The organism is Telluria sp. RB2R28, from assembly GCF_059685835.1.
Genome location: NZ_JCASIK010000001.1, coordinates 1,138,426 through 1,159,228, shown reverse-complemented (window position 1 = coordinate 1,159,228; position 20,803 = coordinate 1,138,426). Strand labels below are relative to the sequence as shown.

Sequence of the window (20,803 nt, the reverse complement as noted above, 5' to 3'; positions counted from 1 at the left end):
TTTAGACCCTTTCGATATTGACCAGGAACGACTTGTATTCCGGGGTCTGGGTATTTGCATCGCCCACGAATGGGGTCAGCGTATTGACCAGGAAGCCCGGCTTGGCCACACCGACAAAGCCCCAGTGGTTCGGCAGACCCACTGTATCGACCTTCATGCCATCGCAGTTCAATTGTGGAATACGCTTGGTCACCAGGCACTTGGCCTTGATGAAGCCGCGCATCGACGACACCTTGACCATATCACCATTCGTGATGCCCTTGGCCTTGGCCAGCTCTTCACCGATTTCCACGAACTGCTGTGGCTGGATAATCGCGTTGGAGACAACGTTCTTGGTCCAGTAGTGGAAGTGCTCGGTCAAGCGGTAGCTGGTCGCGACGTACGGGAAGTCCTTGGCCGTACCGAACGCTTCCATGTCGCCCTTGAACACGCGGGCCGCCGGATTGGAACGGGCGATCGGGTTCTTCGGGTGCATCGGATTGACCGGGAACGGCGACTCGAACGGCTCATAGTGCTCCGGCAGCGGACCTTCGGCCATGCCGGTTGGTGCGAACAGACGCGCCACGCCTTCGGACGTCATGATGAACGGTTGCGTACGGTTCTCTTCGGCCGGATCGGCGTCTGGGCGGATGTCCGGAATATCCGAACCAGTCCACGCCGTACCATTCCACGAGATCAGGTTCAGCGCAGGATTCCACGGCTTGCCCGTCTTTGGATCGGCCGAGGCGCCGTTGTACAGCACGCGGCGGTTCGCCGGCCAGGCCCAGGCCCAACCCAGCGTCTGACCAATGTTGTACGGGTCCGCATTGTCGCGGCGCGCCATCTGGTTGCCGGCCTGCGTCCAGGCGCCAGCATAGATCCAGCAACCGCTGGCCGTGGAGCCATCGTCGCGCAGCACGCCAAAGCCCGGCACCAGCTCGCCGGCCTTCAGGATGACCTTGGTCGGATCTTTCGCGTCATAGATGTCAGCGAGCGCCTTGCCGTTGAATTCTTTGGCCAGCTCTTCGGGAGACGGGCTGTGTGGAATCTTGTACGGCCATGACAGCTTGGTGATCGGATCCGAGAATGCACCGCCATCTTTCAGATAGAGGTTCTTCATGCGCGAGAACAGGTCAGCGATGATGTCGATGTCCGGCTTGCACTCGTATGGCGCTTCGGCGCCCTTCCAGTGCCACTGCAGCCAGCGGCTCGAGTTCGACAGCGAACCGTCTTCTTCAGCGAAGCAGGTGGTCGGCAGGCGGAACACGGTCGTCTGGATCTTGCTTGGATCGACGTCGTTCGACTCGCCGAAGTTCTTCCAGAACTCGGCCGTTTCGGTGTTCAAAGGATCCATCGTCACCAGGAACTTCAGCTTTGACAGACCAGCGATGATCTTCTTCTTGTTCGGGAACGATCCGACCGGGTTGAAGCCCTGGCAGATGTAACCGTTCAATTTACCCTGACCCATCAGTTCAAACGCCTGCAGCACGTCGTACAGCTTGTCGATTTTCGGCAAGTAGTCGAAGGCCCAGTTGTTTTCTTTGGTCGCGGCATCGCCCCACCAGGCTTTTTGCAGGCTGACGAAGAACTTGGGATAGTTCTGCCAGTAGCTCATCTGGTTCGGACGCAAAGGCTTGAGCGCACGCGGCTTGTAGTACGACTCGAGGTCCTGCTCCTTGTCGGTTGCCAGCGACAGATAGCCCGGCAGCGAGTTCGACAGCAGACCCAGGTCGGTCAGACCCTGGATGTTGGAGTGACCGCGCAGTGCATTCAGGCCACCGCCGGCAATACCGACGTTACCCAAGAGCAGCTGCATGATCGCGCCGGTGCGGATGATCTGGCTACCCTGGCTGTGCTGGGTCCAGCCCAGTGCGTACAGGATCGTCATCGCACGGCCCGGCTGGGCAGTCGACGCAATGTATTCGCAGACCTTCAGGAACTGCTTGACCGGGGTACCGGTGATCTTGCTGACCTGCTCAGGGGTGTAGCGCGAATAATGGCGCTTCATCACTTGCAGCACGCAGCGCGGGTGCTCCATGGTCGGATCGACCTTGGCGTAACCGTCGTCACCCATTTCGTAGCCCCAGCTTTCATTGCTGTAGCGACGCTTGGCTTCGTCGTAGCCCGAGAACAGGCCATCCTGGAAGTCAAAGCCTTCGTTCACGATGAACGGGGCGTTGGTATAGCTCCGGACGTATTCGGTCTGGATCTTGTTGTTGGTCAGCAGATAGTTCAGGACGCCGCCCAGGAAGGCGATGTCCGAGCCAGCGCGGATCGGTGCGTAATAGTCGCTCATGGCGGCCGAACGCGTAAAGCGCGGGTCGACCACGACCAGCTTGGCTTTATTGTGATGCTTTGCTTCGATTACCCATTTGAAACCGCATGGGTGTGCTTCGGCGGCATTGCCGCCCATGATCAGTACAACATCGGCATTCTTGATGTCAACCCAATGGTTGGTCATCGCTCCTCGTCCGAACGTCGGGGCCAGACCGGCCACCGTAGGTCCGTGTCAAACGCGAGCCTGGTTATCGAATACGAGCATGCCCATCGAACGCATCGCTTTGTGCGTGATGTAGCCCGTTTCGTTGCTCGACGCGGACGCGCACAGCATACCCGTGCTCGTCCAGCGATTGACCAGCTGGCCTTCGGCGTTGGTCGCAATGAAGTTCGCATCGCGGTCAGCCTTCATCAGGCCGGCCAGGCGCGTCATTGCCTCATCCCAGGAAACGCGTTTCCATTCGTTGGTGCCAGGTTCGCGGATTTCCGGGAACTTGAGACGGTTCGGCGAATGGACGAAGTCGAGCAAGCCGGCGCCTTTCGGGCACAGCGTACCGCGATTGACCGGGTGATCCGGGTCGCCTTCGATGTGGATGATGTCCGAGGTAACGTTCTTTGCGCCGTCGCCCAGACTGTACATCAGCAGGCCGCAGCCCACCGAGCAGTATGGACACGTGTTGCGCGTCTCCTTGGCTTTCGCCAATTTATAGTGCCGCGTCTCTGCCATCGCCGGCAACGGCGAGAAGCCGAGCGCGACGATGGTGGAGGCGGCGAGTCCCGCACCGCTTGCGCGGAGGAACTGCCTTCTGTTCATGCCCATCTAGATTCTCCTGCTAGTAATGGATTGCGCACATCAGAATGGGGTCAGCCAGGGTCGTCGCCCTGGCTTTCTTTCCATCCTGACCGTTACCGGCGCCACCATGCGCCGGTGTGCGCGCCGTTGGACTCGCCAGCAATTATTTTGCCGGCGGCGTCGCTGCCTGCGTGGTGGCGCCATCGCCACCCGTTGGTTCTGAAGCACCGCTGTCGCGGGGTTTGTTCGAGTCTGCATCCTGACCGGCAACCATGCCGCCGATCGCGGTACCGCCTTCGGCAGGACCGGTTTCCGGCACGGCCGCAGGGGCAGTCGCCGATTCGGATTTCAGGCCTGCGTGCGGATCAATGGCTGCGCCATTCGGACCGGCGACGTCCGGCGTCTGCACCGGCGCGGTCGCTTCCTTTTTCTGGCACGCGGCCAGAGCGAATACGGCGGTCGCTACGATGGCTGCATTGCGCAGGGTAAGTGCTGTTTGTTTGATGTGAATCATTGCAATATCCATTGACTTAGAGATACAACTGAAAATATAGCGGAAATGCGGAACTACTTGAATAAGTATTTTACGCACAGCCGTTCGCAAAGGGTGACATTCCGTGAGTTTTGACCCGCTTTTATGACGAATATTTTCGTCAAAGGCGGATGTAAAGACTGTCTGGCCGCCAAATTGACGGTTTTATCGACATTTTTACTGTTTCCGCCCTGCTTTCTTGCGGCTAACAACCACGAGGCGGCGCTAGTGTAGCCTGCCTTCGCGCGCGTTGCAGAAGTGCGTCAAATTTGCGATTCTCACGCTGGAAATCGCTGCCACGCATCGCGCTATTGCTCAACGTCAGCCGGGCTTGCATCCACCGCGCTGCTTACCCTATTCACATCAAACGACGCGACCGCGTCAAGTGCTATGTAGCAAAAATGGTATTTACCAACAGGCCATCACAAAAAATGGTTGCGCCTAACATTTAGTGTTATATTATTTTACAGCTTGCATGGACGCCGCCCCTACGCCCCTGACGAGCACGGTATTTCCAGCAGAGAGTCCCGGCAGATGGGCTCTTCACAACAAAGACGGAGACAACAGAATGAAGCATCTGAATCGATCGGCGATTGCCGTGGGCGTGGCACACCTGTGCTGGTTGTCCGCAGCGTTTGCCCAGGAAGCCGCCCCGGCCCCTGCCGACGCACAGGTCGTGACCATTACCGGCCAGCGCGCCGCACTCAACAGCGCACAGCAACTCAAGAAGAACTCCGACGAGGTCGTCGATTCGATCGTCGCCGACGATATCGGCAAACTGCCCGATAAATCGATCACCGAAGTCCTGCAACGCATCCCTGGCGTCACCATCGACCGCACCATGTCGCGCTCCGACCCGGAACACTTCTCGGTCGAAGGCTCGGGCGTGTCGATCCGTGGCCTGACCTGGGTGCGCTCGGAACTCAATGGCCGCGATTCGTTCTCGTCCAACGGCGGCCGCGCACTGAGCTTCGAGGACGTCCCGCCAGAACTGATGGCCGGCGTCGACGTCTACAAGAACCCGTCCGCCGAACAGATCGAAGGCGGCATCTCCGGCCTGGTCAACCTGCGCACGGCGCTGCCGTTCGACATCAAGGGCCAGCGCATCTCGGGCAGCGTCGAAGGCACGTACACCGAACTGAACAAGAAGAAGGACCCGGCCGGCTCGTTCATGTATTCGAACCGCTGGAAAACCGACATGGGCGAGTTCGGCGTGCTGGTCAACTACGCGAATTCCCGGAGCAACACCCGCACCGACGCCTTCCAGGTCGAGCCGTACTACCCGGTGGCCGATGCCGAGCCGGGCCGCACGGTATGGATTCCAAAAGGCGCGCAGTGGCGTACGCTGGACTTCGAGCGCAAGCGTCAGGGCGCCTACGCCGCACTGCAGTGGAAGCTGGACAACACGCTGCGCAGCCACCTTACCTACTTCAAGTCGAAGTACAAGATGCAGTGGGACGAGAACGCCCTGTTCTCGGCCGAAGGCAACCCAACCAATCTGCGCGTGACCAACGGCGTGTACGACGCCAACGGCGCGTTCATGAGCGGCATCCTGTCGAATCCAACCAATAACGGTATCGAGTTCGGTAACAATACCCGTACCTCGAACCGCGATTCGTCGACCACCGACGTCGCCTGGAATGTCGAGTGGAAGCCGGCAACCAACTGGACGCTGACCTCGGACATCCAGCACGTCAAGGCCGAATCGGAAGGTCTCGATTCGACCGTGGCGCTGGGCACGATCATGCAGCAGCAGAACCTGGACCTGACCGGCAGCTACCCGAAACTGATGTTCGATGCGGCCCAGACCGCCGGCCTGAGCGACCCGAACAACTACTTCTGGGCCTTCACCCAGGAGCACCGCGACCGCAGCGTCACCGAACAGACCGCATGGAAAGGCGACGTCAAGTATGACTTCGACCACCCTGTCCTGCGCGACATCCGCGTCGGCGTGCGCTTTACCGACCGCGATGCCAAGACCATCAATTCGAACCCGAACTACAACTGGTCGGCAGTCTCGCAGCGCTGGATGATGCCTTGGCAGATCAACCAGCTGGCAACGCTGAGCGACCCGCGCTTCAACGCGCCGACGACGGTCAACCAGTTCAAGAACTTCTTCAACGGCGACGCCAGCGTCCCGGCGGTCGTGTTCCCGGCGAAGTCGCTCGTGGCCGGCTATCCAGGCACCTACGCCCAGCTGCACAGCTACCATGACATCCTGTGTGCACAGGCCGGCAACAGCTGCGATCCATGGAAAGCGGCTGCCTTCGGCGAAGCCAATCCATCGGGCGACAACGAGCAGTCCGAGAAGACCAAGGCGATCTATTCGCAGCTGCGCTTTGCGTTTGATGACATGAAGATGCCGATCGACGGTAACATCGGCGTGCGCTATGTGAAGACCGACAACAAGTCGTTCGGCTACACCGTGTACAACTCGACCTTCATCATCCCGCCAGGCGGCACCACCGGTCTGGGTGTGCCGACCATCGCGCCGTTCGCCGGTCGTCAGGACTACGAGAACAGCTACCACAACTGGCTGCCGAGTCTGAACCTGCGCATGAAAGCGACCGACCAGCTGCAGTTCCGCTTTGCACTGGGCAAGGGCATGTCGCGACCAGACTTCGGTCAGCTGCAGGCGTACACGACACTGGGCCAGAGCGTACAGAGCACGACCAGCGGCACCGGTGCTGATCAGGTCACCAATGTGACGTCGGTAGCCCATACCGGCGAATCCGTCGGCAATCCACTGCTGCGCCCGGTTACCTCGCGCAATATGGACCTGACCGCCGAATGGTACTTCGCCCAGGCCGGCTCGCTGACCTTCGCCGTGTTCGACAAGCGCCTGAAGGACATCATCGTCAAGCAGAATTCGGCTTACCAGCTGACTGACTCGACTGGCCGTGTAATCGATTTCAATGTGGCGACGCCGGTCAACGGCGCACGTGGTTCGGCGCGCGGTATCGAGATGGCGTACCAGCAGTACTTCGACAAGCTGCCAGGCTGGATGTCGGGCTTCGGTGTGCAGGCCAACTACACGCACGTCAAGAGCAAGCGCGACCTGTACAGCCCGGTGTTCTCGCAGTACTGCTCGAACGTGAGCGGCGCAGCCAACCTGAACCTGAACCTGAACGGTTGCGACACCGATGGCCGTACCTTCGGCGACCTGCCGCTGGAATACCTGTCGCGCAACTCGTACAACCTGGCGCTGCTGTACGACAAGGGCCCATGGTCGGCGCGTCTGGCCTACAGCTGGCGCTCGAAGAGCCTGCTGGGTAACAACAACAACGGCACCAACGGCACCAACGGCGTCGACACCAATCCGGACAGCCCGACCTTCAATCAGAACGTGATTGCCTGGGGCTTGCCGATCTGGGCCGACGACTACGGTCAGCTCGATGGCGGCGTCAGCTACAAGTTCAACGAGAACTTCCGCCTCGACTTCCAGGGCACCAACCTGACGGACGCGAAGTACAAGCAGATCATGACGCACCACATCGGCGACAAGGGCCGTGCGTGGTTCGTCAGCGGTCCCCGCTACAGCGTGCGTCTGGGCGTGACGTTCTAAGTCGATGCCGATGTAATCCCGACGCCCGCTGACCTGCCGCCCCGCGCGGCAGGTCAGCGGGCTTTTTGCTTTTCCAGGAAAACCCGACCAATGCAAAGCTCGACTTTCTCGTCGCTGGACACGTTCGTCTTTTTTGTCTACTTCATCATCGTGGCCGGCTACGGCTTCTGGGTCTACAAGCGCAAGCAGCGCTCCGCATCGGCCTCGCACGATTACTTTCTGGCCGAAGGCTCGCTGACCTGGTGGGCCATTGGCGCCTCGATGATCGCGTCGAACATCTCGGCCGAGCAGTTCATCGGCATGAGCGGCTCGGGCTTCAAGATGGGCATGGCAATCGCCGTCTATGAGCTGATGGGCGCATTCACGCTGATCCTGGTGGCGGTGTTCTTCATGCCGATCTACCGCCGCAACCGCATCTACACGATGCCCCAGTTTCTCGAACAGCGTTACGGCAGCACCGTTGCTACCGTCATGGCGCTGTTCTGGCTGTCGCTGTACGTCATCGTCAACCTGACCTCGATCCTGTATCTGGGCGCGCTGGCCATCGGCGCCATTGCCGGCATCGACGTCTGGACCTGCATGGTGTTCCTGGCCCTGTTTGCCGTCATCATCACGCTGGGCGGCATGAAGGTCATTGGCTACACCGACGTGATCCAGGTCCTGTGCCTGGTGCTCGGCGGCCTGGTGACCACCTGGCTCGCGCTTGACCTGGTCGCGCAGAACAATGGCGGCGGCGGCGTGATGGCCGGCTTCAATCACCTGCTGGGCGTGGCGCCCGATCACTTCGACATGGTGCTCACGCGTGATAACCCGAACTACCTCGACCTGCCTGGCGTCTCGATCCTGATCGGCGGCATGCTGATCGTGAACCTTAACTACTGGGGCTGCAACCAGTACATCATCCAGCGCGCGCTGGGCGCCGACCTGCACACGGCGCGCAAGGGCATCCTGTTCGCGGCCGGCCTCAAGCTCCTGATGCCGGTAATCGTCGTCCTGCCGGGCATCGCCGCGTTCGTGCTGCACCAGCAAGGCGTGCTGGGCGCATCGATGGGCGTGGGCGCGGACGTCAATCCCGACCGCGCTTACCCGGTGCTGCTCACGCTGCTGCCGACCGGCTTGAAGGGCGTCGCGTTTGCCGCGCTGACGGCGGCGGTGGTCGCTTCGCTGGCCGGCAAGGCCAACAGCATCGCGACCATCTACACCTTCGACATCCACAAGAAAGCCTTCAACCAGGGCATCTCCGAACAGCGTATGGTCTGGATCGGGCGCGTGACCGTGGTCGTGGCGATGCTGCTGGCCGTGCTGATCGCCCCATTCATGGGCATCGACAAGAAAGGCGGCTTCCAGTACATCCAGGAATACACGGGCTTCGTCTCGCCCGGTATCCTGGCCATGTTCCTGATGGGCTTCTTCTGGCGGCCGGCCACGGCCAGCGCGGCGATGTTTGCCACGGTCGGCGGCTTTATCGGCTCGATCATCCTGAAGTTTTTGCCGGGCCTGATGGACCTGTCGTTCCTGGCGCCGATCGGTTTCGCCGTGCCGAACAGCGCCGGCATCTACGAGATCCCGTTCGTCGACCGGATGGCGATCGTGTTCGTCGTCGTCGTCATCGGCATGGTCATCATCAGCAAGCTGTGGCCGAAGGCCGGCCTCGAACAGAGCAAGGGCGTCGAAGTCGAGGCGTCGATGTTCAAGGTGCAGCCGGGGTTCGCGTTCGGCGCGACCGTCATCTGCATCGCGCTGATCGCGATCTACAGTGCGTGGTGGTAAGGTCGCTGCGCTGCTAACACCATTATAAAAATTCAAGGAGACATACACATGCACCCAGCTTTGCCCTTCGGCCGTTCGGCCATCGCCCTTGCCGGCGCCCTCGCCTTTGGTGCCGCGCATGCAGCACCAGCCGCTGCGCCGACTGCTGCACCGGATGCAGCCCAACAGCGCGCCGCCAAACTGGTGAGCCAGATGACGCTCGATGAAAAGATCGGCATGGTGTTCGGCTACTTCGGCACCGAATTCAAGGGCCAGAAAGCGCCCGAGGGCGCCCTGCCCCAGTCAGCCGGTTTCATCAAGGGCATCGAGCGACTGGGCATCACGCCGCAGTGGCTGACCGACGCCGGCATCGGCGTGGCCTCGCAGCCGGGCAAGGATGCGCGCGAGCGCACCTCGCTGCCCGCCGGGATTGCGACGGCCGCCACCTGGAATCCGCAGCTGGCGTTCGAGGGCGCTGCGATGATCGGCAAGGAAGCGCGCCTGTCGGGCTTCAACGTGATGCTGGGCGGAAGCGTGAACCTGGCGCGCGAGCCGCGCAATGGCCGCAACTTCGAGTACACGGGCGAAGACCCGCTGCTGGCCGGGATCATGGCCGGCGAACAGATTCGCGGCGTGCAGTCCAACCATGTCGTCTCGACGCTCAAGCACTACGCGTATAACGATCAGGAAACGGGCCGCAATCACCTGAATGTCAAGATCAACGATGCCGCGGGCCGCATGTCCGACCTGCTGGCCTTCCAGATCGCGATCGAACGGGGCGACCCGGGCTCGGTCATGTGTTCTTACAACCGCATCAACGGGCCGTATGGCTGCGAGAACGACCATCTGCTGAACAAGGTGCTCAAGGGCGACTGGGGCTACAAGGGTTATGTGATGTCTGACTGGGGCGCGGCGCACTCGACGATTCCCGCTGCGCTGGCGGGCCTGGACCAGCAGTCGGGCTACCCGTTCGACAAGTCGCCCTACTTTGACGGCGCGCTGAAGGAGGCTGTTGAAAACGGCCACGTGCCGCAGGCTCGCCTGGACGACATGGTCGCCCGCATCCTGTGGGCACTGGGTGCGCACGGCGCGCTGGATCATCCGGTCAAGGTCCAGGCCAGGGACATCGACTACGCGGCGCACGGCAAGATTTCGCAGGCGGATGCCGAAGAAGCGATCGTCCTGCTCAAGAACACGGGCAACGTGCTGCCGCTGGCAAAGGACGTGCAGCGCATCGCCATCATCGGCGGGCACGCCAACAAGGGCGTGCTGTCGGGCGGCGGCTCGGCGCAGGTCTACCCGCGTGGCGGCATGGCCGTGCCGAACGAAGGCCCGGCCGCCTGGCCAGGTCCGATGGTCTACCTGCCAGGCTCCCCAATGAAGGCGCTGGCAGCGCGCACCAAGGCCAGGATCACCTGGCACGATGGCAAGGATGCCGCCGCAGCCGCGAAAGTCGCGGCGGGTGCCGACGTGGTGCTGGTGTTCGCAACGCAGTGGACATCCGAAGCAGCAGACGTGCCGACGCTGGCGCTGCCGAACAACCAGGACGCGCTGATCGCAGCAGTGGCCAAGGCCAATGCCCGCACCGTCGTCGTGCTGCAGACCGGCACGCCCGTCACGATGCCGTGGGTGAACGATGTGGCCGGCGTGGTCGAGGCCTGGTATCCGGGCACGAACGGCGGCGAAGCCATCGCGCGCGTGCTGACGGGCGAAGTCGATGCGTCGGGCCGCCTGCCACAGACCTTCCCGCTGGCCGAGAATCAGCTGCCGCGACCAAAGATCGATGGCATCGACCTGCCGAAGGACACGCGCTTTGACGTCGACTACGACATCGAGGGCGCCGCCGTCGGCTACAAGTGGTTCGACCTGAAAGGCCACAAGCCGCTGTTCGCATTCGGTCACGGCCTGTCGTACACGAGCTTCACCTACACGAACCTGAAGGCCGACGCGACAAACGGCAGCATCCGCGTGCGCTTCAATGTGGCCAACAGCGGCACGCGCGCGGGCAAGGCGGTGCCGCAGGTGTACGTGTCGAAAGTGGGCGCGGGCTGGGAAGCGCCGAAACGTCTCGGTGGCTGGGACAAGCTGGCACTGGACGCCGGCGCAAACCGCACCAGCGAAGTAACGATCGATCCGCGCACGCTGGCGGTGTTCGACGGCGCCAGCAACCGCTGGAAGATTGCGGCCGGCGACTACCGCGTGATCCTGTCGACGGCGGCCGATGCGCCGGTATCGACGGTGACGGTGCGCTTGCCGGCGCGCGAGTTTGCCGCCGGCGCGCGCTGATTGCGGATCTGCACGAGAACCGACTGAAAGACGGACCGCTCGTGGCCTGCCAGCAGCTCTCGCCCGAACCGCAGCGCGACCGCGAGAGGTCGGCGATCCTGCACGCCATCGCCAGCCGTTTCGCCGATGCGGATCTCGAGCTTGAAGCTGTTGCGCATGGCGCTGGCGTGAACCGCAACAAGGTCAACGACGTGCTCAAGGCCGAACTGGGTTGTACGTTCACCGGTTACCTGAACCGGTTGCGCCTGACCGAAGCAGCCCGCCTGCTGGCCGAACGCGATTCGGCCAGCATCACGGACATCGCCTACACCGTCGGCTACAACCACGTCTCGTACTTCAACAAGCTGTTCAAGCTCGATTATGGCTGCACACCGAAGGCATTTCGGGCGCAAGCGCATCGCACGCCCATCTGCCCCTCGCCCACATCCGGAGAAAAGACCCCATGAAGCACACGATTATCACCATGACGCTGGCGACGCTGCTTGCGCTGCCAGCGGTGTCCCAGGCGCAGCAACGTAACATCGACCTCGATGTCACCCAAGTGAAGGGCCAGCTCGACCGGATGTTCAACCTGTCCGTCGGCGCCGGCCGCGCCAACGAGGGCCTGCGCGCCGACTGGCAGCAGCAACTGGCCGAACTGCGCAAGGACACCGGCTTTCGCTACATCCGCATGCACGGTCTGCTGAGCGACGACATGGCCGTGTTCCGCATCGATGCGCAGGGCAAGGAGCAGTACAACTTCCAGTACGTCGACGCGCTGTTCGACTACCTGCTGAGCGTCGGCATCAAGCCTTTCGTGGAACTGGGCTTCATGCCGTCCGCGATGGCCAGCGGCACCAAGACCATCTTCTGGTGGCGCGGTAATGTCACGCCGCCGCGCGACTACGCGCAGTGGGAACGCCTGGTCAAGGCACTGACCACCCACTGGACCGAGCGCTATGGCAAGGCCGAAGTGGCAAGCTGGTACTTCGAAGTCTGGAATGAACCGAATCTGGATGGTTTCTGGGCCGGCTCGCAGGACGAATATTTCAAGCTGTACGCGCACGCCGCGCGCGCCGTCAAGAGCGTCGACGCGTCGTACCGCGTGGGCGGCCCGGGCACCGCGGGTGCTGCCTGGATTCCGGAGATGATCGGGTACGCCAGCAAGAACGGCGTCCCGCTCGACTTCGTCTCCACCCACTCGTACGGCGTGAACCAGGGCTTCCTCGACGAATTCGGCACCACCGGCACGGTCCTGAGCCCCGACCCCATGGCCGTGACCAACGACGTGCTAAAGAACCGCAAGGAGATTGCGGCCTCCAGCATGCCGAAGCTCGAGCTGCACTACACCGAATGGAGCTCGTCGTACACGCCGTCCGATCCGACCCACGACAGCTACCACCAGCCGGCCTACATCCTGCGAAAGCTCAAGCAGAGCACTGGCGCCGTGCAGTCGATGTCGTACTGGGTGTTTACCGACATCTTCGAGGAAGCCGGTCCGCGCTTCGAAGCCTTCCACGGTGGGTTCGGTTTGATAAATACGCAGGGGATCAAGAAGCCGGCCTATTTTGCCTACCAGTTCCTCAACCAGCTGGGCGATCGCGAGCTGAAGAACGCCGACCAGGATTCGACGGCCACGCTCGACGCGAAGGGCAATGCGCAGGTGCTGCTGTGGGATTACTCGCACACGCTGCCGGCGGGGATCAACAACCAGCAGTACTTCATAAAGGACTTGCCTGCGAAATCGAAAGGCCAGGTCAAGGTGGCGATGCGGGGCCTGAAGCCCGGTGCCTACACGATGACGGTCTCGCAGGTCGGCTACAGGCAGAACGATGCGTTCACTGCGTATATCGGCATGGGCTCGCCCAAGCAGCTGACGCGTCCGCAGGTCGCTGCGTTGAAGGCGACGGCGACCGGGAAGCCGTTGAAGCAGGCGTCGGTGACGGTCGGGCGCGATGGCGTTTTCAGCACTGCATTGCCGCTGCGCGAGAACGATGTCTATCTGCTGCAGTTGAACGCGGTGCGGTGACGCGCGGTCAGGTGTCAGATGACACCTTATGGGCGCGCGCTCGTTTTGGTGATTTGCATGTCTATTGCTAGAGTGAAACCTGTCGGATCCCACAGGTCACGTCTTTGACAACCAACCTTCCGGGCGCGCCAGCGATAGCTGCGTAAAACATGATGTTAAAGCTCGCACTTGATATCAATGAAGTGTGCAGACCAAGCCCTCCAGCATACGGGGTCGTGCCGGGGGGTATCAACGCCGCAGCCTGACTGGATTTTGCAAGGTCAAAGGCTTGCCCTGCCCCTCGCATCATTGAATTTGCTTCGTGCAGGGACTTGCCGATAAACGTCTCCCGACAGAGACCATCCATTTCCAGAAAAAACTCGGCCGGACGAATTTTCCATTGCTGGAGCACCTGTTCGCGAAATACTCGGCCATTACGCTCGGCAGCCGTTAATCGCTTGGGCTCAGCCTTGGCGATGCGATCTGAATCACGCCATGAGGTGAGTGAAATGATGAATAGCAGGACAAGCAGGCTGCCGTGGTTGCGTTTTAACATAAAATAGCCACGTCCCGGTCGCGTGAAGATTACCGCAGTCATCCCTCAGACTGGACTGGTTTCGTCAGAGTGCTGGGCGCTTCAAGCTTACCCATTCCTGCACTGATGGTCGCTGCCACTGCCTACGGGCATAGTCAGCAAGCCTCTCAGGTACAGCATCGCCGTTCAGAACAAGCCGATTCAACATGAGTGCCAAGTCCACATCGGCGATACTCCAGCTGCCGAACAAATGATCGCCGTTGTGCTCAAGCAGGGCCTCCGACACCCGGAACAGTTTACGGCTTGCGATTTCTGCAGCGGGTGATAGGGGAACGTGGCTAGGTCGGTAGAACACGACGATCGTTGAGCGCTCCTGGCGGATCGGCAGGAGGTCACTTCTGATCCACGCCTGGACTTGCCGTGCACGCGCTTTCGCTGATGGATCGGACGGGTAAAGAGCCACGCCTTGATGGGCTTCATCCAGATATTCGGTGATGGCTGACGACTCGGACAGTGAGAAATTGCCGTCTACTAAAGTGGGCACCCGCCCGGTCAAAGATTCTGTTGCGTATTCTAAGCTATGGTTTGCCCCATTTTCCAGGTCGACGGTTCGTAGTTCAAAGGGGATATTTTTTTCTTTAAGCCCGACAAATACTGACATCGCATAGGGGCTTGTGTACTGAGAATCAGCGTAAAGTAGCATTGGGTTACCAAATCTTTAAATGTGTGAACGATCGTATCTGAGCCAGGAGTGGCCGGATCAACTAACGGTGACGTCAGCAGATCACTGAATTTGAAAGTATTTCCCTCCAGCTTTGACCGTGCGGTTCTGGCTGATTGGCGCTGTTCAGATCAGCAAAGTAGCTGTCTTTAGGCGAAATCTCATTTGGTCACCGGAGCATACTCGCATGACCTGGTCTAATCCTGATTTTTTTGCTTTATTTTTTTTCGCCTTATCAGCTCAGCAAAAAATAATGTCGCTGCAGAGATCAAGAATATGCCGGTGGTAAGAGCGGAGCTATCCCCCGAAACCAATCGGTATACAGAAACGGAGAACAGTACGACGGCAGAAGCGTTGCGTATTGCGGACATGGGAAATAATCCATCGATTAATTGAGTATAACGCACGACTATCACGGCAACGGCCAGACATCCGCTTTTGGCCGAACCCGGCTGTTGAGCTGAGCATATCAGTTCATCAAGTTGAAAAAGTCGCGCATTGTCACCAACGGGAGCAAACAACCCAAAGCAATGGAATGGGCTTCTCCCCGAGGGCAAGTTAGCGCCAAACTGGCGTTTCCACAAAACGGGTTTGGAAAGAAGGAGTCGCCAGTAAGCTTAAGACCGTAGCGGGGAGCAGACCGCAGCGGGGGTCAGGTCTGAGATTTGGACACAAGCTCTTCCCTAAACGTGCAACAAGGCATTCACTAACAGACCTATTGTTAAGCTCGTGTCTGAATGTCAGACCTGACCCCGGCTACATGAATGTCAGACCTGACCCCGGCTACATTGTTAAGCTCGTGTCTGAATGTCAGACCTGACCCCGGCTACAGAATGTCAGACCTGACCCCGGCTACATGACCCCCGCTACATATTTGACCGAACCCCGCCGTTAAGCTGAGCATATCAGGGTACCAATGCGGAAAAGTCGCGGACTGTCACGAAGAACGGAAACCGATCCGAAGAGGAATTGCTAATCGATGGGCAGCCATCAGAAAATTCTAAGCGCAGCGGGCGCAGCGGGGGTCAGGTCTGACATTTGGACACGAGCTCTTCCCTAAACGTGCAACAAGGCATTCACTAACAGACTTCTTGTTAAGCTCGTGTCTGAATGTCAGACCTGACCCCGGCTACATGACCCCGGCTACATATTTGGCCGAACCCCGCCGTTAAGCTGAGCATATTAGGGTACCAAGGCGGAAAAGTCGCGGACTGTCACGAAGAACGGAAACCGACTCGAAGAGGAATTGGTAATCGATGGGCAGCCATCAGAAAATTCTAAGCGTGCTTCCTGAGCAGCTTGAACCCCACCCACACAATCAAGCCAACCAAGACGAAGAGCGAGGCCTGCGCCGAATACACTTCAATAGTTTGCGGACAGCCCCATATGCAGACAGAAATGTTAAAGATTGCTGACAATGCTAGTCCAATGATCGATGCAACCAGTATCAACCAGAGCAGCAACTTTTTCATAGTGTTCCCTACCATTGAATACCGCGAGTCCGCCGCATGGCTGTGTCATGATCCGCCTCTGGCCGATGCCGGATTTTAGTAAAGTGTACGCAGGCATTGCACTTATCGCAAAGACATACCTTCCCTGAACTTAATCACTTCATTAACCGCGGAAGCAGTATTTCACTAAACCTCGCGCTGTTTTCACGTTCTGTGTTACTCGACATAAAGACACGGGCGCGCATTGCCAACGCTAAGCGTGCTAGAGTTGGTTACTTCATCCGGTATCCAGCGCCATGCCCCATATTGCTGTTGACATCAATAACGTGCGAATCACGACAATCAACCTGGCTGCAATGCGCGTCATGGATGTATGCGTGCACGGCGCGCTCGACCGGGCGTTGAAAGCGGCCGTCGATGCGATGGGCGGTAATTATGACGAAGGGGGCTGCGGCCATCTGACCTGGCTGATGGAACATCCCCTGCAGCCGGGAGACATAGTGCGCGTTCACCTGAACCAGGGTGACGCGAATGGCGATGCAGGCAAGACGTTCGAGGATCTGTTCCCTGACGAGACGCCATCGACCCAAACCGATTTTTCGATCTCCGAGGCCATGGCCGCTGAAATTCGCGCCAGGCCACGGCTTCATGCAGCATTCGAGGTGCAGGCATCGACACCAGACGGGCAACAGGCGACTGCCACCAGCGACGAACGCAATACCGACTTCAGATTCAGCGTCTTATGGAACCACTTTCAACCGGACCAGGCCCGCGTTCACCTCGCCACCTATTGCCTTGATCATGTGCTGACCCGCACGGCGGGAACGACGCAATTGCAAGCGACGATCCACGCCGGCGAGAGTGCGACGTTCTCGCTCGTGGCATGACACACGCTGCACCGTTATTTGGTACCCGTCCAACCCAGTTTTTTTCGCACGAATGCAGTCAGCAAGTCCGCGTTGGCCTGATGCTGCCTGACGCGCGGGTGCTGGCCATAGCCGGTGAACGGGAAGAACAGCATATCGATGCGCGCGTCGCCTGATGCGCGCAGGTTCGCCACCGCCGACTTGACGTAGCCCGGCCATACGGAACCGGCGCGGGTCGCGTCCATGCTCCCCAGCGCGCAGACGATGTACGCTTTCGGATACAGCGCGCGCACGCGGGCGACGAAGGCCTGATAGGCCGCGATGCGCTGCGCATCCGTCGGTTCCGGCTGCAGCTTGTGATCGCGACCGATCAGCCAGCTGTCGTTCTGCATCAGGTTGATGACGACAACGTCAGGCGTCCAGCGCTTGAAGTCCCAGCGGCTGTCGTTGTCGCCGACGGCATTCAGTTGGTCGTAAAAATCCGGCATCGTAAACGGAAACCAACTGATCATCACACCGATACCGCTTTGCGACGTGATGTGCGCTTCGGCGCCGAGCTGACGCGCTGCGATCGACGCATAGGACTGGTAATTGTTCTTGTCCTTGCCCAGATCGTCCCGCCCATCGTCGGGCGCTTCATTGCCCATCCCGCTCGTGATCGAATCGCCGAAGAACTCGATCCTGCGCGTCGGCCGCGCGGGCGGCGGCGCCAGCGTCGCCTTGTCATCGAGCTCGATGCCCTTGAAAAGGGTCGCGCCCTCCTCGCCCTCGGTGCGTTTTGTGAGCAGAAAACGGTGCGCGCCCGGCGCCAGTCCATTGGCGACCAGATAGGTCTTGCTACCCTTCTCCAGCTGCAGGATGACCGGCCGCGCGGTGTCGCCATCGACGAACACATTGAAGTAATTCTTGCCGTGCTGGTCGTCGAGCACGATCGCGAGCGAGGTCCCGGTAAAGTTGCCGGCGATCGCCGTGCCGGGCCAGCTCAGGACCGGCGCCTTCGCATCGGTCATGTCGATACGCCCTGTATAGGCCAGATGCGGATGATCCGCCGCGATCTGGTTGGCAGCGCCAGCTGGTCCCAAGTGCAGCAAGGCGGCCAGGGCAAGTGAATATGCGAGATTTTTCATGGAAGTCAGTATGAAAAAAGCCGGGTGCATGTTGGCACCCGGCTGTTGATAAGCGCCGTAATGATTACAGCTTGATGGTCACCGGCTTGCCCTCATAGACCACGGTCTTGTCGGCCGCGTCCAGGTTCTCGGCTGTCGAGACGCCCGGCTTGATGACGCGCACCTTGAACTCGCGCTTCATCGGCATGCCCTTGTACTGGCCGGCGCGCTCGCCGATCTGCACCACACCCGTCTTGTCGTCGTAGGCAATGCGGATGCGGCTGGCTTCGCCGCGCTCGTAGCCTTTGCTCACGCCGTCGTCCTCGTACAGCGTGGCTTCGCCATTGGCGCCCGCATACACGAACAGCGTGACCGGCGCATCCGGCTTCTCGTCGACATACTGCATCACAGGACCCGCCGTGATGACCGAGCCGGCCTTGACGAACAGCGGCATGCGCTCGCGCGGCGCCTGCACGGTGCGCGTGGCGCCGCCCTTGAAGCGCTCGCCCGTATGGAAGTCATACCAGTCCGCGCCCGCCGGCAGGTACACCTGGCGCGACGTGGCCTTGTACGCGTACACCGGCGCCACCAGGAACGATGGACCGAACATGTACTGGTCCTTGATGTTCTTGACCTTCTCGTCGTGCGGGAAGTCCATCACCAGGCCACGCATCATCGTGCCCGAACCGTAGTGCGTGTCGGCCGCCATCGTGTAAATGTAGGGCATCAGGCGATAGCGCAGCTTCAGGTACCACACCATATTGTCGCGCATGGTGTCGTCGCCGTTGGCGATATTGTAGATCTCGCGCTTGACCACTTCACCGTGCGAACGGAACAACGGCGAGAAGGCGCCGAACTGGAACCAGCGCTGGTTCAGCTCACGCCATTCCTTCATGTCTTCCGGATTCGCTTCGGCGCGCGAGGTGACGCGGTTTTCCTGGGCCGAGCCCACGTCGCCCGTCTGGTAGCGCACTTCCTGGGCGTAGCCGCCGATATCGTGGGTCCAGTTCGGGATGCCCGACATCGACATGTTCGTGCCCGATGCGATCTGGTCGAACAGATTGTTCCAGCGACCGACCGTGTCGCCGCTCCACACCGCCACCGAGTTGCGCTGGATGCCGGCAAAGCCCGAACGCGACAGAATGAACTGGCGCGTGTCCGGCTGGTCGCGCGCCAGGCCATCGGCCATCGCGCCCGTGCTCACCAGACTGTACGGATTGAACGTGATTTCGCCGGCGCCATACACGGTCGGGCCGATCAGCTCCTTGAAGTCTTCCAGGCGGCTGTTGGACAGCACGTCGGGTTCGGTATTGTCCATCCACCAGGCGTCAAAGCCCAGGTCGACCAGCTTCGTCTTGAGCTGGCGGTAGTAGATGTCGCGCGCTTCCTTGGTATACGGATCGTAGTGGCTGTTCAGGTAACCCTTGCCGACCCAGTCGCGCGAGCCGTTCTCGACGTTCTTGGTCCACATATAGCCCTTGGACTCGAGCTCCTTGTAGTTGGCGGTATTGGCGTAGAACTTGCCCCACACCGACAGCATGATGCGCGCATGCTGCTTGTGCACCGCGTCGACCATGCCCTTCGGGTCCGGGAAGCGCTTCTGGTCAAAGTCGTGCGAGCCCCAGCCGTCCTCGGGCCAGTAGAACCAGTCCTGCACGATGTTATCCAGCGGCCAGCCGCGCTTGCGGTATTCGGTCACCGTGTCGAGCAGCTGCTGCTGCGTCTCGTAGCGCTGGCGCGATTGCCAGAAGCCGTACGACCACTTAGGCATCATTGGCTGCTGGCCGGTCAGGTGGCGGTAGCCGGCAATCGCGCGATCCATGTTATCGCCGCTGATGACGTAGTAGTTGATCGCCTCGGCGATCTCGGACGACAGCGTCAGCGAATGGCGTTCCGGCGCCGGCAACGGATTGTTGTGGGTGATCGCGACCATGCCGCCCGATGGCTTCCACTCCAGGTGCAGCTTGACCGGCTTGTTCTTCGCGAACTTGACCTCGAAGTTGTGGTACCACGGGTTCCAGCCCATGCGCCACACGTCCATGACCTGTTTGCCGTCGATCGTCAGCGTCGCGTAGTCCGACGAATACAGCTGCATCTTGTGCACGCCCGGCTTGTCGCTGCTCATCGTGCCTTCCCAGACCACGCGCACGTCCTTCAGGTCCTTGTGCGGGCCGAGCTCTTTCGGCCAGTTCTCGTCGAGGTCTTTCAGGTACTGGTAATCGATGTCTTTCTCTTGCCGCGTGAGCGCCAGCTTGCCGCCGATGTAGTAGCGGGCCGTCAGGCCTTCGCTCTTGCCATCGGCGCCGCGCAGCACCAGGTCGCGCGACATCAGATCGTACGGCGTCTGGTCGCCGAAGCGCGAAATCGAGTTGTTGTCCCACAGGACGCCATAACCCTTGTCGGACACGACGAACGGCACTGCAGCGATCATATTGTGCTGCTGGAGCAGCACGTCTTCGCCGTTGTAGTTCATCTGGTTGTTCTGGTGCTGGCCCAGGCCGTAATACGCATCCTTCGTGCCGTGGTTGAAGCCCTGCTTGATCGCCAGGAACGGCTTGCCGCCCACGTTCACGGGCTGCATCGATTCGGACGCCTGCGCCAGGAAGCGCTTGCCATTCGCATCGAAGAAAGCGACCTGGCCGTCCTTGAGCGAGACGGTGGCGGCGATCTTGCCGGCCTTGAGCTGGACCGTGTCCTTGCCGGGCGTGACGGTGAAAGCGCAGCTGCTCGCGCATGGCTTGGCGACCGTCATCAGGGATGGCGTGAGCGTCTTGTCGGCCTGATCGAGCTTGACCACCTGGACGATGTTGTCGCTCATGAGGTTCAGCCGCACCACCTTGGCGCCGCTGTCGGGCTTGACTTCGATACCGGTCGCGGTCTGTTGGAAGGTGCCTGCATCGGCCCCGGTTGCCGCCAGCATCAGTACTGCGGCCGCCACTTGTGTCATACGCATTTG

12 protein-coding genes are annotated in these 20,803 nt (G+C 60.4%); 6 read left to right on the top strand and 6 right to left on the bottom strand.

The window, feature by feature from the left end; all coding sequences use genetic code 11:
• Position 1: 1 nt before the first annotated feature.
• Positions 2–3,076, bottom strand: coding sequence for a formate dehydrogenase-N subunit alpha (fdnG, locus tag AC56LV_RS05145; protein WP_499556330.1), 3,075 nt, complete (start codon positions 3,074–3,076; stop codon positions 2–4).
• 136 nt (positions 3,077–3,212) lie between these two features.
• Positions 3,213–3,641, bottom strand: a complete 429-nt coding sequence (locus AC56LV_RS05140) for a hypothetical protein (RefSeq protein WP_343829235.1) — start codon at positions 3,639–3,641, stop codon at positions 3,213–3,215.
• A 508-nt stretch (positions 3,642–4,149) separates the two neighbouring features.
• On the opposite strand from AC56LV_RS05140, the gene AC56LV_RS05135 reads away from it, so the two are divergent.
• The 5 genes from AC56LV_RS05135 to AC56LV_RS05115 all read left to right on the top strand — a co-directional run bounded on the left by AC56LV_RS05135 (position 4,150) and on the right by AC56LV_RS05115 (position 13,189).
• Positions 4,150–7,146, top strand: coding sequence for a TonB-dependent receptor (locus tag AC56LV_RS05135; protein WP_499556329.1), 2,997 nt, complete (start codon positions 4,150–4,152; stop codon positions 7,144–7,146).
• A gap of 90 nt (positions 7,147–7,236) precedes the next feature.
• Entirely contained in the window at positions 7,237–8,916 is a 1,680-nt protein-coding gene (locus AC56LV_RS05130; RefSeq protein ID WP_499556328.1) for a sodium:solute symporter family transporter, read from the top strand.
• Between the two features lie 48 nt (positions 8,917–8,964).
• Entirely contained in the window at positions 8,965–11,181 is a 2,217-nt protein-coding gene (locus tag AC56LV_RS05125) for a beta-glucosidase family protein (RefSeq protein ID WP_499556327.1), read from the top strand.
• 41 nt (positions 11,182–11,222) lie between these two features.
• On the top strand, positions 11,223–11,627 hold the full coding sequence (locus AC56LV_RS05120) for a helix-turn-helix domain-containing protein (protein ID WP_499556326.1): 405 nt from the start codon (positions 11,223–11,225) through the stop codon (positions 11,625–11,627).
• Positions 11,624–13,189 carry a GH39 family glycosyl hydrolase gene (locus AC56LV_RS05115; protein WP_499556325.1) on the top strand — a complete coding sequence of 522 codons (1,566 nt, stop codon included), beginning with the start codon at positions 11,624–11,626 and terminating at the stop codon, positions 13,187–13,189. The genes AC56LV_RS05120 and AC56LV_RS05115 overlap by 4 nt, the downstream gene beginning before the upstream one ends.
• A gap of 67 nt (positions 13,190–13,256) precedes the next feature.
• Here the strand turns inward: AC56LV_RS05115 and AC56LV_RS05110 are convergent, their stop codons facing one another.
• Both AC56LV_RS05110 and yfcF read right to left on the bottom strand, forming a co-directional pair.
• On the bottom strand, positions 13,257–13,724 hold the full coding sequence (locus AC56LV_RS05110; RefSeq protein WP_499556324.1) for a hypothetical protein: 468 nt from the start codon (positions 13,722–13,724) through the stop codon (positions 13,257–13,259).
• Positions 13,725–13,788: 64 nt separating this feature from the next.
• On the bottom strand, positions 13,789–14,406 hold the full coding sequence (gene yfcF, locus AC56LV_RS05105) for a glutathione transferase (protein WP_499556323.1): 618 nt from the start codon (positions 14,404–14,406) through the stop codon (positions 13,789–13,791).
• Between the two features lie 1,765 nt (positions 14,407–16,171).
• Between yfcF and AC56LV_RS05100 the strand changes: the two genes are divergently transcribed.
• Positions 16,172–16,762, top strand: a complete 591-nt coding sequence (locus AC56LV_RS05100; RefSeq protein ID WP_499556322.1) for a hypothetical protein — start codon at positions 16,172–16,174, stop codon at positions 16,760–16,762.
• Between the two features lie 14 nt (positions 16,763–16,776).
• On the opposite strand, the gene AC56LV_RS05095 is transcribed toward AC56LV_RS05100, so the two are convergent.
• Both AC56LV_RS05095 and AC56LV_RS05090 read right to left on the bottom strand, forming a co-directional pair.
• Complete coding sequence (locus AC56LV_RS05095; RefSeq protein WP_499556321.1) at positions 16,777–17,868, bottom strand: SGNH/GDSL hydrolase family protein; 1,092 nt, start codon at positions 17,866–17,868, stop codon at positions 16,777–16,779.
• A 64-nt stretch (positions 17,869–17,932) separates the two neighbouring features.
• Complete coding sequence (locus AC56LV_RS05090; RefSeq protein ID WP_499556320.1) at positions 17,933–20,800, bottom strand: glycoside hydrolase family 31 protein; 2,868 nt, start codon at positions 20,798–20,800, stop codon at positions 17,933–17,935.
• Positions 20,801–20,803: the final 3 nt, after the last annotated feature.

What these genes read in the sequence shown, in the direction of transcription:
- AC56LV_RS05135 (WP_499556329.1), top strand. Translation starts at nt 4,150, where the DNA reads ATGAAGCATCTGAATCGATCGGCGATTGCCGTGGGCGTGGCACACCTG.
- AC56LV_RS05130 (WP_499556328.1), top strand. Translation starts at nt 7,237, where the DNA reads ATGCAAAGCTCGACTTTCTCGTCGCTGGACACGTTCGTCTTTTTTGTC.
- AC56LV_RS05125 (WP_499556327.1), top strand. Translation starts at nt 8,965, where the DNA reads ATGCACCCAGCTTTGCCCTTCGGCCGTTCGGCCATCGCCCTTGCCGGC.
- AC56LV_RS05115 (WP_499556325.1), top strand. Translation starts at nt 11,624, where the DNA reads ATGAAGCACACGATTATCACCATGACGCTGGCGACGCTGCTTGCGCTG.
- AC56LV_RS05110 (WP_499556324.1), bottom strand. Translation starts at nt 13,724, where the DNA reads ATGTTAAAACGCAACCACGGCAGCCTGCTTGTCCTGCTATTCATCATT.
- yfcF (WP_499556323.1), bottom strand. Translation starts at nt 14,406, where the DNA reads ATGCTACTTTACGCTGATTCTCAGTACACAAGCCCCTATGCGATGTCA.
- AC56LV_RS05100 (WP_499556322.1), top strand. Translation starts at nt 16,172, where the DNA reads ATGCCCCATATTGCTGTTGACATCAATAACGTGCGAATCACGACAATC.
- AC56LV_RS05095 (WP_499556321.1), bottom strand. Translation starts at nt 17,868, where the DNA reads ATGAAAAATCTCGCATATTCACTTGCCCTGGCCGCCTTGCTGCACTTG.
- AC56LV_RS05090 (WP_499556320.1), bottom strand. Translation starts at nt 20,800, where the DNA reads ATGCGTATGACACAAGTGGCGGCCGCAGTACTGATGCTGGCGGCAACC.